The sequence below is a fragment of the Comamonas sp. 23 genome, assembly GCF_049601575.1.
GTDB lineage: Bacteria > Pseudomonadota > Gammaproteobacteria > Burkholderiales > Burkholderiaceae_C > Comamonas > Comamonas squillarum.
Genome location: NZ_CP187127.1, coordinates 4,673,936 through 4,686,525, shown reverse-complemented (window position 1 = coordinate 4,686,525; position 12,590 = coordinate 4,673,936). Strand labels below are relative to the sequence as shown.

Below are 12,590 nucleotides of genomic sequence, written 5' to 3'. Positions count from 1 at the left end.
CGGGACGGGTAATCGGTATTTTTTTGGGGCGAATCTGCCGCAGACGCCGGCATCTGGGCATCGGCCGGCGCGGTAATCGGATCGTTGCAGGGGCTTAGGCCAGCCAGCGTTTTCTGCGCTTGTAGCTCTTGACGTCCTTGAAGCTCTTGCGCTCGCCGCCTCCCATGCCCAGGTAGAACTCCTTGACGTCCTCGTTGTTGGCGAGGTCCTTGGCGGCGCCGTCCATCATGATGCGGCCGCTCTCCATGATGTAGCCGTAGTCGGCGTACTTCAGCGCCATGTTGGTGTTCTGCTCGGCCAGCACGAAGGTGACCTTTTCCTTCTGGTTCAGGTCCTGCACGATGTTGAAGACTTCTTCAACGATCTGCGGCGCCAGGCCCATCGAGGGCTCATCGAGCAGCACCAGACGCGGGTTGCTCATCAGCGCGCGGCCAATGGCGCACATCTGCTGCTCGCCGCCCGAGGTGTAGGCCGCCTGGCTGGTTCGGCGCGTCTTGAGGCGGGGGAAATAGTTGTAGACCTTGTCCAGGTTGGCGGCAATCTCGCCCTTGCTGGTGCGGGTGTAGCTGCCGGTCAGCAGGTTCTCTTCGATGGTCAGGTGGGCAAAGCAGTGGCGCCCCTCCATCACCTGCACGACGCCGCGCTTGACCAGGTCCGACGGGGTCAGCGCCTCGATGCGTTCGCCTTCGAGCTCGATGCTGCCCTTGGTGACCTCGCCGCGCTCGCCCTTGAGCAGGTTGGAGATGGCGCGCAAGGTGGTGGTCTTGCCGGCGCCATTGCCGCCCAGGATGGCCACGATCGATTCGCGCGGCACCGACAGCGAGACGCCTTTGAGCACCAGGATCACATGGTTGTAGATCACCTCGATGCCGTTGACGACCAAAAGCGGCGCTGCTGCGGATGGGGTGGAAGCTGTTTGCGGGGAATCGGTCATGCCGTCACCTGATCTCTCAACAAAATGGATGGCGGGCGGCCCCGGGGGAGCGGGCGCCTTCCGCAAGGGAAGCGCGCCAGGGGCCAGCCACGAGAGGCCCCGGGCCACCAGGCCCAGGGACCACGCAGCCTTAGCTGCAGGAACGCGGCGTCACGTTCTTTTCCTTGGCGTACTTGTCGGCGTATTCCTTGACCAGTGGGTCGATCAAGGTCTTGTCCGATTGGTACCAGTCCGAGGTGACGTTGAACTTGCTGCCGTCCCAGGTGGCGATACGGGCCCAGTCGGCGCCCAGGTGGTTGTCACAGCTGGTCTTGAAGGGGCGGATGATCTTGCCAAAGCCCAGCTCGTTCAGGCGCTCCTGGGTCATGTTCATGTTCTCCAGGCCCCAGCGCACCTGCTCGGAGGTCATGACCTTGCCCTTGCCGTACTTCTCTTGCGCAGTGCGGATGGCTTCGACCTGCAGCATCGCGATCACCATGCCGCGCGTGTGTGCCAGCTGGCCCAGCTCCTTGGGATCGGACGCGGTGCCCTGGCCCTTGTCGTACAGCGAGGCCTTCACGTCGTCATGCACCTTGTCGCGCTCGGCGGTGTTGTGGATGGTGACGGTGTTGTAGCCCTTGGCGCCGGCACCGATGTCCTTGACATCATGGTCGGAGCCGCCCCACCAGATGGCGTACATCTTCTCGCGTGGGTAGCCGGTGGCCTGGGCTTCGCGCACGGCAGTCGGCGTCATCACGCCGGCCGACCACAGCAGCACATAGTCGGGGCGGTTCTGGCGGATCTGCAGCCAGGTGGATTTCTGCTCCACGCCGGGGGCAGTGACGGGCAGCAGCATCAGGTCAAAGCCTTCCTTGGCCGCACGCTTTTGCAGCAGCGGGATGGGTTCCTTGCCATAAGGCGAGTCGTGGTAGACCAGCGCGATCTTCTTGCCCTTGAGGCTGCCCTTTTCCTTCTTCAGGATGTCCTGCACGATGGAATCGGCAGCGGTCCAGTAGTTGCCCAGCAGCGGGAAGTTCCACTCGAACACCTTGCCATCGGCCGATTGCGACAGGCCATAGCCGGGGGTGATGACGGGCATCTTGTCGCCCGCGGCCTTGTCGGTCACGGCAAAGGTGATGCCGGTCGATTGCGTGTCAAAGCCGGAAGCGCCGCCGTCGCGGCCCTTGAGGCGCTCATAGCATTCCACGCCCTTGGCGGTGTCGTAGGCGGTTTCGCACTCTTCGAACTTGATCTTCACGCCGTTGATGCCGCCCTTGGCATTGACGAGCTTGAGGTAGTCCTGCTTGCCGTCACCCCATGGGATGCCCAGCGGCGCGAACTGGCCGGTGCGGTAGACCAGCAGCGGAACGAATTGCTCCTGGGCTTGCGCGGCCGGGGCAGCCATCATGGCCCCCATACCCAGGGCTGCCGTAGCAGCGGCGATCACAGCTTTCTTGAAAGACATGGTTCTATCTCCTTAGGGTTGTTGGGGCGGGTGACCCCCACTTGCGAACACTCTGCGTTGCTCTCGGTAAAAAACACTCAATGCGGGAACGGCCACAGACGCAGCTTCTGGCGGGCCGTGGCCCACAGCTTGGCCAATCCATGGGGTTCGACAATCAGGAAAAACACGATCAGCGCGCCAAACACCATATGTTCCAGGTAGGTGGCGGTCGCCGTCGAGATCGGCAGCCCCAGCCAATGCGGCACCTGGGTCAGAAAGATCGGCAGCAGCACAAAGAAGGCCGCGCCAAAGATGCTGCCCACGATGGAGCCCAGGCCGCCGATGATGATCATGAACAGCAGCTGGAAGGACCGGTCCAGGCTGAAGGCCGCAGGCTCCCATGCGCCCAGGTGCACAAAGCCCCAGAGCGCGCCGGCAATGCCGACGATGAAGCTGCTGACCGCGAAGGCCGAGAGCTTGGCATACATGGGGCGGATGCCGATCACGCTGGCGGCCACATCCATGTCGCGCATGGCCATCCACTCGCGGCCCACGGCGCTGCGCACCAGGTTCTTGGCCATCAGGCCCAGCACGCAGAGGATGACCAGGCAGAACAGGTACTTCTGCACCGGCGTCTCGATCGGCATGCCGAACACTGACAGCTTGCCGGCGCTGACCGAGCCGGACGAGGAGTAGTTGCTGACCCAGGCGGCGCGGCTGGTGAGCCAGTCCATGAAGAACTGGGCCGCCAGGGTGGCCACCGCGAGGTACAGACCGCGAATGCGCAGGCTGGGCAGGCCAAACAGCACGCCAACCAGCATGGACACCAGGCCGCCACCGATCAGCGACAGGATCAGCGGCATGCCTTCAAAGCGCACATGAAAGTTGTAGGCCGCATAGGCGCCAGCTGCCATGAAGGCGCCAGTACCCAGTGAGATCTGCCCGCAGTAGCCCACCAGGATGTTGAGCCCGATGGCGCCCAGCGACATGATCAGAAAGGGGATCAGCACTGCCTTGAAGGTGTAGTCGCTGAAGCCAAAGGGCACCAGCACAAAGGCCACCAGCAGGAAGGCCAGCATGGCCCACTTGTCCTGCAGCACCGGGAAGATCTGCTGGTCGGCCGCGTAGCTGGTCTTGAACTGGCCATTTTCACGATAAAACATAGGTCAGTTCTCCAATTACACGCGGTCGATAATTTTGTACACATGGGCGCAGCCTGCGGCTGCCTGCTGCAGCAGCTTGCTGCAGCCACCGCATTCGCACAGCGAATGCGGTGCCGATTTCGCAAAATTCTTGTAGATGTATTTCATACACGATCAATAATTTTGTCCCCGAAGAGACCTTGAGGGCGAAACAGCAGGAAGCACAGCGCCAGGCCGTAGGCAAACCAGGTCTCGATACCGCCGCCCACATAGGGGCCCAGGTAGACCTCGGAGAGCTTCTCGCCCACGCCGATGATCAGGCCGCCGACGATGGCGCCAGGCACCGAGGTGAGGCCGCCCAGAATCACGACTGGCAAGGCTTTGAGCGCCACCAGCGACAGCGAATACTGCACGCCCAGCTTGGAGCCCCAGATGATGCCCACCACCAGCGCCACGCAGCCGGCCACCGACCAGACGATGACCCAGATGCGCGAGAGTGGAATGCCGATGGACTGGGCCGCCTGGTGGTCGTCGGCCACGGCGCGCAGCGCCCGGCCGGTCTTGGTCTTTTGGAAGAAGACGCTCAGCACCAGCACCAGCACGGCGGCAATGCCGGCGGCATACAGGTCTTCCTGGCTGATCAGCACGCCGCCCTGGAACATGTTTTCCAGGACGAACATGGGGTCCTTGGGCATGCCCACATTGATGCTGTAGACGGCCGAGCCAAAGATCATCGGGCCCAGGCCGTCGAGGAAGTAGGCAATGCCCAGCGTGGCCATCAGCAGCGCGATGGGCTCCTGGTTGACGAGGTAGCGCAGCGCAAAGCGCTCGATCGCCCAGGCCACGCCGACCATGATGACCATCGCCACAACAAGCGCCAGCGCGATGCTGAGCACGCCGGGCTCCATGCCCAGCCATTTTGGAATCCATTCGGAAAAGCGTGCCATCGCCAGCGCGGCAAACAGCACCATTGCCCCCATGGCGAAGTTGAAGACGCCTGAGGCCTTGAAGATCAGCACAAAGCCCAGCGCGATGAGCGCGTAGAGCATGCCCACCATCAGGCCACCAAACAAAGTTTCAAGAAAAAATGCCATTGCGGTCCCCTGGGGTGTGTTCTCAGTGGCCTGCGCCCAGATAGGCGCGGATCACATCTTCGTTATTGCGGACTTCTTCGGGTGTGCCGTCGCCGATCTTCTTGCCGTAATCCAGCACCACCACCCGGTCGGAGATATCCATCACCACGCCCATGTCGTGCTCGATCAGCACGATGGTGGTGCCGAACTCGTCGTTCACATCGAGGATGAAGCGGCACATGTCCTGCTTTTCCTCGACGTTCATGCCGGCCATCGGCTCGTCGAGCAGCAGCACCTTGGGCTCCATCGCCAGCGCGCGGCCCAGGTCGACCCGCTTTTGCAGGCCGTAGGGCAGCTGGCCCACGGGTGTCTTGCGAAAGGCCTGGATCTCCAGAAAGTCGATGATGTGCTCGACAAACTCGCGCTGCTGGATCTCCTCGCGCTGGGCCGGGCCCAGGCGCAGCGCCTGCAGCAGCAGGTTGCTTTTGATCTGCAGGTTGCGGCCGGTCATGATGTTGTCGATCACGCTCATGCCCTTGAACAGCGCCAGGTTCTGGAAGGTGCGGGCCACGCCCATCTCGGCGACCTGGCGGCTGTTCATGTGCGCAAAGGTCTGGCCGCGAAAGCTGATCGCGCCTTCCGAAGGCGTGTAGACGCCGTTGATGCAGTTGAGCATGGAGCTCTTGCCGGCGCCGTTGGGGCCGATGATGGAGCGGATCTCATGCTCCTTGACGTTGAAGGAGATATCCGTCAGCGCCTTGACGCCGCCAAAGCGCAGGCTGATGTTCTTGATGTCAAGAATGACGTCACCGATTTTTTTGCTCATGGGTGGCTTTCTCTTGGCTGGGCGCTCAGGCAACCGACTTCAGCGGCGCGAAGGTCTTGCTGTCGGCGATCTTCAAGGTGGCGCTGACGCTGCCGCTGCGGCCGTCCTCGAACTTCACCTGGGTCTCGATGAACTGCTCGCTGCGCCCCGCGTAGAGCGCATCGACGAGCACGCCGTACTTGTCGGCGATAAAGCCACGGCGGACCTTGTTGGTACGGGTCAGCTCGCCGTCGTCGGCATCGAGCTCCTTGTGCAGAATCAAAAAGCGCGTCACCTGGCTGCCCGCCAGCATCGCATCAGTGGCCAGGTCGGCATTGACCTTCTCGACACAGTTCTGGATCAGCGTGTAGACCTGCGGCTTCTGCGCCAGGTCGGTGTAGCCGGCGTAGGGCAGGTTCTGGCGTTCGGCCCAGTTGCCCACGGCCTCGAAGTCGATATTGATCATCGCGCAGACCTTCTCGCGCCCATCACCCAGGGCCACAGCCTCCTTGATGAAGGGGAAGAACTTGAGCTTGTTCTCGACATACTTGGGGGCAAACATCGCGCCGTCGTTGCTGCCGCCTTTGAGGCGCCCGACATCCTTGACGCGGTCGATGATCTTGAGCTGGCCGCTCTTGTCCAGAAAGCCGGCATCGCTGGTGTGGTACCAGCCGTCTTCGCTCAGCACCTCGGCCGTTGCCTTGGGGTTCTTGTAGTACTCTTTGAGCAAGCCCGGCGACTTGACCAGGATCTCGCCGTTGTCGGCCATCTTGATCTCGACGCCGCGAATCGGGTTGCCCACGGTATCGGCAAACACCTGGTTGTCCGGCTGGATGCAGACGAACACGGCGGTCTCGGTCGAGCCGTAGAGCTGCTTCAAGTTGATGCCGATGGAGCGGAAAAAGCTGAACAGGTCGGGGCCAATCGCTTCACCGGCCGTATAGGCCACGCGCACGCGGCTAAAGCCCATGTTGTTGCGCAGCGGGCCAAACACCATCAGGTCGCCCAACTTGTAGCTGATCTTGTCGAGCAGGCTCACCGGTTGGCCGTCGCGCAGCGCCGGGCCCACGCGCTTGGCCACCGCCATGAAGTGCTGAAACATCTTGCGCTTGATGAGGCCGGCGTCTTCCATGCGGATCATCACGCTGGTCAGAATGCCTTCGAACACGCGCGGCGGCGCAAAGTAGTAGGTGGGGCCGACTTCCTTGAGGTCGATCTGCACGGTGGCATTGGATTCGGGGCAGTTCACCACATAGCCGCAGGCCAGCCATTGCGAGTAGCTGAAGATGTTCTGGCCGATCCAGGCCGGGGGCAGGTAGGCCAGCACTTCCTCGCCATGGCCGAGCTTTTCAAACTCGGCGCCGGCCGAGGCGCTCTCCAGCAGCGAGCGGTGGGTGTGCACCACGCCCTTGGGGTTGCCGGTGGTGCCCGAGGTGAAGAACATCGCCGCCACATCGCCGTTGTGGGTGGCCTCGACCTGCTGCTGGAACCAGCCGGGGTTGGCCGCCACAAAGGTCTCGCCGCTGGCGATCAGGCTGTCGAGCGAGGCCAGGCCGGGCTCTTCGTAGTTGCGCAGGCCGCGCGGGTCGTCGTAGTAGAGATGGCTGATCTGCGGGCATTGCTCGCGCAGCTCCAGCAGCTTGTCGACCTGCTCCTGGTCTTCGACCAGGCAAAAGCGCACCTCGGCATTGTTGAGCGGGAAAACGCATTCGGCCGCCACCGCATCCTGGTACAGCGGCACAGGAATGGCGCCAATCGACTGGGCCGCCAGCATGCTAGCATACAGGCGCGGGCGGTTGGCGCCCATCAGCACCAGGTGCTCGCCGCGCGCCAGGCCCGCTTGCGACAGACCAGCTGCTATTTTGGCCACCATCACGGCCAGCTCGGACCAGCTATAGCTTTGCCAAATGCCGTATTCCTTTTCACGCAATGCGGCGGCCTCGGGCCGCTGGGCCGCGTGCTGCAGCAATAGCTTGGGAAATGTCGTTGACATGGTTGTCTCCTATGCCGTTTTTTGTAGATCGCAAGTGCCATGCCTTGCGTCCTGTTGAAACCGAATGTAGGTTCAGCTTTGACGTTGTTTTGTCTTTATGACGACAATCTGCGGGAAAACGCTGTAAGTACTTTCCTGCGGCTGGCAAATATTCCAGCGCTTGGGCTGGAGACAGGAAGGAAGTGGATGAAGCGTTGTCGATCTGCGCTGTTGGCGGCACTGTTGGCCAGCATCGCCATGCTGGCGCAAGGCGCGGGCCTGCACCGGTTCACGGTCGCGGGCGAGCCGCCGCTGCAGGCCTTGCTCTGGACGCCTTGCGCCCAGCCGCCGGCGTTGTTGAAACGCGGGCCTTTTGAGGTGATGGCCACCGAAGATTGCCCGGTGGCTGCCAGCGGCAAGCTGCCCTGGGTGGTTATCTCGCATGGCTATGGCGGCAGTGCGCTCAGCCACTGGAACATGGCCGCCGCTTTGGCCGATGGCGGCATCGCCGTGCTGAGCCTGAACCACAGCCTGGACTCTGCGCTGAACCTGGCGCAAGGCGGCAGTTTTGCGGCGCTGGAGGCCCGGCCCGCCGATGTGCGCCGCGCGATCGATGGCGTGCTGGCAGACAGCCGCTGGCGCGCCGTGCTGGATGCGCAGCGCATCGGCTTTTTGGGCTTTTCACGCGGGGCCTATACCGGCCTGGTGCTCGCCGGTGCTAGGCCGGATTTTGCGCAGTTGGCGGGCCATTGCCCCGAGCCGCCATCGCCCCTGTGCCAGGCGATCGCGCAAGGACAGATCCCTGCGCTGAAGCCCCAGCCGGAGCCACGCATCAAAGCCATGGTGCTGGCCGATCCGCTGGCGGCCTTTGGTGCCAGCAGTGGTTTGAAAAAGCTGAAGCTGCCGCTGCAGCTGTGGGCTTCAGAACAAGGTGGGGACGGGGTGCCTGCGGGCTCGGTGCAGGCGCTGGCCGCGCTGCTGCCTGCCGGCAAGGCTGACAAGCCGCCCCTGCATGTGGTGGCAGGTGCCGCGCACTTTGCGTTTTTGGCGCCCTGCAGTGCGCAGCTGGCGGCTGCCGCGCCGCAGATCTGCAGCGACCCGGCAGGCTTTGACCGCCGCGCTTTTCAACCGCGCTGGGCGGCCGAGGTGCTGGCGTTCTTTCGCCAAAAACTCTGAGCATTTTCCGTAGGGACTAAGACGGCCCAGCAATCCGAAGGTTTGCGGTTGAGACTAGGCGCCCCCGACAAGGCGCCAAGCCGCAGACAGTACTTTAGTACGGCAAGGCTCGGCAACGAAGTATCAAGGGTCGTGTTAGTCCCTCTTAGAGCAGCTCTTGGATCATGTCGATGTACTGCTGCTTCGCATCATCTTGCGCCATGCCCTTGCACTGGTTCCAGGCGTTCCACTTGGCCGAGGCAACAAAGTCGGTAAAGCCGGGCTTGGGCTCGTTGTTGTCGCCATGCGCGCCTTGCTTGTACAGGCCATAGAGCTTGAGCAGGGTCTGGTTGTCGGGGCGCTCGCTCATGTTCAGGGCGGCTTCCTTGGCGGCTTCAAAGGCGGTATTCAGATCGGACATGGGGACCTCATGGTGTGGGGATGATGGAGCAGGGCTGCCAGTGTAGCTTGCAGCAGCGCGCGCAAGCGCTGGCATTTTTCTGATGTCTTACGGCTGCGACCGCCCGCAGCGCTGGCTTGCTGCGCAGGTGACAAATGCAGGACTGGCGTTGGTAGCCACCCCCTTTGCAGCCGCATCAAGCTGGTGCATTCTTGGCCGCCATGAGCCCGCATGCCTCTCTCTACCAACGCCGCCGTGCCCCGCATGCTGCGGAAGTGGCCGACATCCCCTGGATTCCCGTTCTGCAACCCGCCGAGCGTGAGTACGCGGTGCGCCAGCTGATGGTGACCGAGGCCGAGCCGGGCGAGTATGTCTGCCGCGTAGGCAAGCCGGTGACCTACTGGTTTGGCGTGATCGAAGGCCTCTTGAAGATGAGCGCCGAAGACAGCGAGGGCCGCACGATGACCTTTGCCGGGCTGCCCCGCACCGGGTGGTTTGGCGAGGGCACGGCGCTCAAGCGCGAGATCTACCGCTATGACATCCAGGCGCTGCGCAAAAGCTCCGTCTGCGGCATTCCGGTCGATGCCTTCCATTGGCTGCTGGACCATTCGCTGGGATTTAACCGCTTTGTGATGCACCAGCTCAACGAGCGGCTGGCGCAGTTCATCAGCGCCCGCGAGATCGACCGCTTGAACCGCCCCGAGGAGCGGGTGGCGCGCACACTGGCTGCGCTGTTCAATCCCGTGCTCTGCCCGGGGGTGAGCGACGTGCTGCGCATCACCCAGCAAGAACTCGCCTACCTGGTGGGCCTGTCGCGCCAGCGGGTGAACGAAGCCCTTGCCGCCTTGCAGCACCAGGGCTTTATCCGCATCGAATACGGTGGCCTGCGTGTGCTCGACCTGCAGGCCCTGCGCGGACAGGGCTGGCTGGTCAAACCGCAGCGGGCGGATTTTGACTTGTAGTGCTTTTATGGCTTGGTGGCCGGGGCCGCTGGCGTCTCGGGCGTCGCCCCTGCTGGTGGCGGTGCGGGCATGGAGCCACCGGGCGTGGTGTTATCCGGGGTGGCGCGCGGCATCGGCGCGGTCGAGGCGCCCTTGTCGCAGCCGCTCAGCGCCGCGGCGCCCAGCACCAGGGCCAGCGCGGGCAGCCAGCGCAGCGCCTTTTGCGATGAAAGAGAGGACGGTGCTTGTGCCATGGGAATCTCCTAAAAATAGATAAGCCCATGCTACGCCCCAATAATTGAAGTTTTTCTGGCTGGTTTGCAGTGCTCACATCTGTATGCATTCGGATGCATATCGGCTGCGCCCTCGCAGGCTGGGGCTACGGCGTTCACACCAGCAGGGCTGGGCGGAGGCGATCGAGCCCCTGGCCGGGGTTTTCCGTAAAAACCGGTGCAAGTTGTAAACGCACCGGCCGGGGCCAATGCCGCGCGCTGGCAGTTCTGCACAGACTTGTCCACAGGCTTCATAGCCGTGCGCGCAGCTTGGAATGGCCAGACACGCGACAATGGCGGGCTATGTCAAATCCCCGCTCTCCTGCTGATACGCCTGCCGCCGACGATGGCGAAGGCCGCAAAAAACTTACCCTGACCCGCAAACCCGCGCCTGCACCTGTTGCGCGTGGCCGTGACGGAGGGCCGGGTGCGGACCGTCCGCGTTCAGCTGGTGGCCCGCGCCCCACAGGGCCCCGTCCTGGCGGCGACAGCCGATTCAGCGACAACCGAGGCGGCAGGGACAGCCGTGATGGTCGTGATAGCCGCGATGCGCGCGACAACCGGGGTGAGCGTGGCAGCAGAGACAGCTGGCCGGACCGCGATAGGTCGGGCCGCGATGGCGGTTTTGGCCGTGGTGAGGCACGCGGTGGTGGCTATGGCCAGGACCGTCGTTTTGGCGACCGCGCTGACGGTGGCCGCCGTGACGATGCGCGCCCTTATGCAGGTCGCCCGGATGCTGGGCGCCCCTACGCCGGGCGCCCCTATGCCGGGCGCCCCTATGCCGGGCGCGGTGACTTTGTCTCCGTAGGTGCTGGATCGCGCGACCCGCGGCAGGATGGCCGCCGACCCGCAGGCCCACGCCAGGACGACCGCCGCAACGAAGGCCCCCGTGGCTTTGGCCCCCGCCAGGATGACCGCCGCAACGAAGGCCCCCGTGGCTTTGGCCCCCGCTCGGACGGCCCCCGCATGGGCGGACCCCGTTCCTTTGGCGCCGGCCCACGCCAGGATGGCTTCCGCTCGGAGCGCCCACGCGACGAAGCGCCACACCGGGACGGCCCACCACGCCGGGATGCCCCGCGCCGCGAGATGCCGTCCAACGTCTGGCGTGCCGATGCGCCCCAGCGCACGATGCAGACCGCCAAGGCCCAGGCCCAGAATGAGCAGTTGAAGGCCGAAGGCCAGGTGCGCGTGAACAAGCGCCTGTCCGACCTGGGTCTATGCTCGCGCCGCGAGGGCGATGCCTGGATCGAGAATGGCTGGGTGCTGGTCAATGGCGACATCGCGACGATGGGCCAGATGGTCGAGTTGACCGACAAGATCGAGATCCAGCGCGAGGCGCAGGACTTGCAGGCCCAGCAGGTGACGATCCTGATCAACAAGCCCATGGGCTATGTCAGCGGCCAGGCCGAAGATGGCCATGAGCCGGCGATGGTGCTGCTCAATCCGCCCAACCACTGGCGCGAGGACCACAGCAAGACCCGTTTCAACTTCAGCCAGCTCAAGGGCCTGGCCCCTTGCGGCCGCCTGGATATCGATTCGGTCGGCCTCTTGGTGCTGACCCAGGACGGCCGCATTGCCAAGCACCTGATTGGCGAGGACTCCGAGGTCGAGAAGGAATACCTGGTGCGCGTGACCTATGGTGCGGTGGACCAGGATGTGCAGCGGCATTTCCCCGACGACAAGCTCGCGCTGCTGCGCCACGGCCTGTCGCTGGACGGTGAGGCCTTGCTGCCCGCGGGTGTGGAATGGCAGAACCCCGAGCAGCTGCGCTTTGTGCTGCGCGAGGGCAAGAAGCGCCAGATCCGCCGCATGTGCGAGGCCGTGGGCCTGTTTGTCGTGGGCTTGAAGCGCATCCGCATTGGCAAGGTGGTGCTGGGCAATCTGCCCGTGGGGCAGTGGCGTTACCTGGGCGAAAACGAAGAGTTTTAAGCACTGATCCGCCGCCGCAAGCCTTGGGTTTGCAGCGCTGCATGAACCCCTCTGTGGCCTTCACGGGCCTTGGAGGGGTTAGCTTTTTGCGATGGGTGGTTTTTGGGGGCGGGCCGGTGCGATACCTCGGGCCATGCGGGCATTGCGTACCGCCGCCACCGTCAGACCCAGCTGCGTGGCCACATCGGCATCGGATGCGGTGCCCAGCAGCATCACTTCGTTGGGCTGCCAGCTGTGCTGGCTGTGCTTGCCCCGGCTGCTGTCCAGCGGGGCAATGCCTAGGGATCCACGCTTGGCCACGACGCTGGCCTTGCTGATGCCCCATTGCGTGGCCAGGCTGGCATCGCTTTCCTGGCCCAGCGCGGCCAGCATCTCCGGCGTCCATGCCACATGGCCAAAGGCGGCAATGCCCAGGCTGTTGCGCTTGAGGTTCACGGTTTTGGCGCTGGTGCCCCAGCGCTCGGCCAGTACCGCATCCTTGTCCGTCCCTAGCGCGGCCAGCATCTCATCGGTCCATTGCAGGCTTGCGCGTCCCATGCTGCGG

General features: G+C 63.7%; 13 protein-coding genes. 3 read left to right on the top strand and 10 right to left on the bottom strand.

All coding sequences use genetic code 11. From position 1 onward, the window contains the following. Nucleotides 1–94 precede the first annotated feature (94 nt). The 7 genes from ACPEE1_RS21155 to ACPEE1_RS21125 all read right to left on the bottom strand — a co-directional run bounded on the left by ACPEE1_RS21155 (nucleotide 95) and on the right by ACPEE1_RS21125 (nucleotide 7,370). The gene (locus ACPEE1_RS21155; RefSeq protein WP_021028666.1) at nucleotides 95–934 is read right to left on the bottom strand and encodes an ABC transporter ATP-binding protein; all 840 of its coding nucleotides are present in this window, start codon (nucleotides 932–934) and stop codon (nucleotides 95–97) included. A 130-nt stretch (nucleotides 935–1,064) separates the two neighbouring features. After that, nucleotides 1,065–2,378: an ABC transporter substrate-binding protein gene (locus ACPEE1_RS21150; protein WP_021028667.1), complete on the bottom strand. Its 1,314-nt coding sequence runs from the start codon at nucleotides 2,376–2,378 to the stop codon at nucleotides 1,065–1,067. 77 nt (nucleotides 2,379–2,455) lie between these two features. Further along, the gene (locus tag ACPEE1_RS21145) at nucleotides 2,456–3,520 is read right to left on the bottom strand and encodes a branched-chain amino acid ABC transporter permease (RefSeq protein WP_116926183.1); all 1,065 of its coding nucleotides are present in this window, start codon (nucleotides 3,518–3,520) and stop codon (nucleotides 2,456–2,458) included. Nucleotides 3,521–3,535: 15 nt separating this feature from the next. Then, nucleotides 3,536–3,667, bottom strand: coding sequence for a hypothetical protein (locus ACPEE1_RS21140; RefSeq protein ID WP_260718758.1), 132 nt, complete (start codon nucleotides 3,665–3,667; stop codon nucleotides 3,536–3,538). Then, nucleotides 3,664–4,593 carry a branched-chain amino acid ABC transporter permease gene (locus ACPEE1_RS21135; protein WP_021028670.1) on the bottom strand — a complete coding sequence of 310 codons (930 nt, stop codon included), beginning with the start codon at nucleotides 4,591–4,593 and terminating at the stop codon, nucleotides 3,664–3,666. The genes ACPEE1_RS21140 and ACPEE1_RS21135 overlap by 4 nt, the downstream gene beginning before the upstream one ends. Before the next feature lie 22 nt (nucleotides 4,594–4,615). Beyond that, nucleotides 4,616–5,398: an ABC transporter ATP-binding protein gene (locus ACPEE1_RS21130; protein WP_021028671.1), complete on the bottom strand. Its 783-nt coding sequence runs from the start codon at nucleotides 5,396–5,398 to the stop codon at nucleotides 4,616–4,618. A 25-nt stretch (nucleotides 5,399–5,423) separates the two neighbouring features. Then, nucleotides 5,424–7,370 carry an AMP-dependent synthetase/ligase gene (locus ACPEE1_RS21125; RefSeq protein WP_116926184.1) on the bottom strand — a complete coding sequence of 649 codons (1,947 nt, stop codon included), beginning with the start codon at nucleotides 7,368–7,370 and terminating at the stop codon, nucleotides 5,424–5,426. 186 nt (nucleotides 7,371–7,556) lie between these two features. Here ACPEE1_RS21125 and ACPEE1_RS21120 point away from each other — a divergent pair, with 186 nt between their 5' ends. Beyond that, nucleotides 7,557–8,525, top strand: coding sequence for an alpha/beta hydrolase family protein (locus ACPEE1_RS21120; RefSeq protein WP_260718759.1), 969 nt, complete (start codon nucleotides 7,557–7,559; stop codon nucleotides 8,523–8,525). A gap of 145 nt (nucleotides 8,526–8,670) precedes the next feature. Here ACPEE1_RS21120 and ACPEE1_RS21115 read toward each other — a convergent pair whose 3' ends face one another. After that, nucleotides 8,671–8,925 carry an acyl-CoA-binding protein gene (locus ACPEE1_RS21115; protein ID WP_021028674.1) on the bottom strand — a complete coding sequence of 85 codons (255 nt, stop codon included), beginning with the start codon at nucleotides 8,923–8,925 and terminating at the stop codon, nucleotides 8,671–8,673. A gap of 200 nt (nucleotides 8,926–9,125) precedes the next feature. Here ACPEE1_RS21115 and ACPEE1_RS21110 point away from each other — a divergent pair, with 200 nt between their 5' ends. Beyond that, the gene (locus tag ACPEE1_RS21110; RefSeq protein WP_116926186.1) at nucleotides 9,126–9,866 is read left to right on the top strand and encodes a Crp/Fnr family transcriptional regulator; all 741 of its coding nucleotides are present in this window, start codon (nucleotides 9,126–9,128) and stop codon (nucleotides 9,864–9,866) included. A gap of 5 nt (nucleotides 9,867–9,871) precedes the next feature. Here ACPEE1_RS21110 and ACPEE1_RS21105 read toward each other — a convergent pair whose 3' ends face one another. Beyond that, nucleotides 9,872–10,099, bottom strand: coding sequence for a hypothetical protein (locus ACPEE1_RS21105; RefSeq protein ID WP_116926187.1), 228 nt, complete (start codon nucleotides 10,097–10,099; stop codon nucleotides 9,872–9,874). A gap of 321 nt (nucleotides 10,100–10,420) precedes the next feature. Here ACPEE1_RS21105 and ACPEE1_RS21100 point away from each other — a divergent pair, with 321 nt between their 5' ends. Continuing rightward, the gene (locus ACPEE1_RS21100; RefSeq protein ID WP_423934784.1) at nucleotides 10,421–12,046 is read left to right on the top strand and encodes a pseudouridine synthase; all 1,626 of its coding nucleotides are present in this window, start codon (nucleotides 10,421–10,423) and stop codon (nucleotides 12,044–12,046) included. Between the two features lie 78 nt (nucleotides 12,047–12,124). On the opposite strand, the gene ACPEE1_RS21095 is transcribed toward ACPEE1_RS21100, so the two are convergent. Beyond that, nucleotides 12,125–12,583, bottom strand: coding sequence for a hypothetical protein (locus ACPEE1_RS21095; RefSeq protein ID WP_116926189.1), 459 nt, complete (start codon nucleotides 12,581–12,583; stop codon nucleotides 12,125–12,127). Nucleotides 12,584–12,590 lie beyond the last annotated feature (7 nt).

Excerpts from the sequence above, each read along its gene's own strand:
- ACPEE1_RS21100 (WP_423934784.1), top strand. The coding sequence starts at position 10,421 with ATGTCAAATCCCCGCTCTCCTGCTGATACGCCTGCCGCCGACGATGGC.
- ACPEE1_RS21145 (WP_116926183.1), bottom strand. The coding sequence starts at position 3,520 with ATGTTTTATCGTGAAAATGGCCAGTTCAAGACCAGCTACGCGGCCGAC.
- ACPEE1_RS21130 (WP_021028671.1), bottom strand. The coding sequence starts at position 5,398 with ATGAGCAAAAAAATCGGTGACGTCATTCTTGACATCAAGAACATCAGC.
- ACPEE1_RS21095 (WP_116926189.1), bottom strand. The coding sequence starts at position 12,583 with ATGGGACGCGCAAGCCTGCAATGGACCGATGAGATGCTGGCCGCGCTA.
- ACPEE1_RS21135 (WP_021028670.1), bottom strand. The coding sequence starts at position 4,593 with ATGGCATTTTTTCTTGAAACTTTGTTTGGTGGCCTGATGGTGGGCATG.
- ACPEE1_RS21150 (WP_021028667.1), bottom strand. The coding sequence starts at position 2,378 with ATGTCTTTCAAGAAAGCTGTGATCGCCGCTGCTACGGCAGCCCTGGGT.
- ACPEE1_RS21125 (WP_116926184.1), bottom strand. The coding sequence starts at position 7,370 with ATGTCAACGACATTTCCCAAGCTATTGCTGCAGCACGCGGCCCAGCGG.
- ACPEE1_RS21155 (WP_021028666.1), bottom strand. The coding sequence starts at position 934 with ATGACCGATTCCCCGCAAACAGCTTCCACCCCATCCGCAGCAGCGCCG.
- ACPEE1_RS21105 (WP_116926187.1), bottom strand. The coding sequence starts at position 10,099 with ATGGCACAAGCACCGTCCTCTCTTTCATCGCAAAAGGCGCTGCGCTGG.
- ACPEE1_RS21115 (WP_021028674.1), bottom strand. The coding sequence starts at position 8,925 with ATGTCCGATCTGAATACCGCCTTTGAAGCCGCCAAGGAAGCCGCCCTG.
- ACPEE1_RS21120 (WP_260718759.1), top strand. The coding sequence starts at position 7,557 with ATGAAGCGTTGTCGATCTGCGCTGTTGGCGGCACTGTTGGCCAGCATC.
- ACPEE1_RS21140 (WP_260718758.1), bottom strand. The coding sequence starts at position 3,667 with ATGAAATACATCTACAAGAATTTTGCGAAATCGGCACCGCATTCGCTG.
- ACPEE1_RS21110 (WP_116926186.1), top strand. The coding sequence starts at position 9,126 with ATGAGCCCGCATGCCTCTCTCTACCAACGCCGCCGTGCCCCGCATGCT.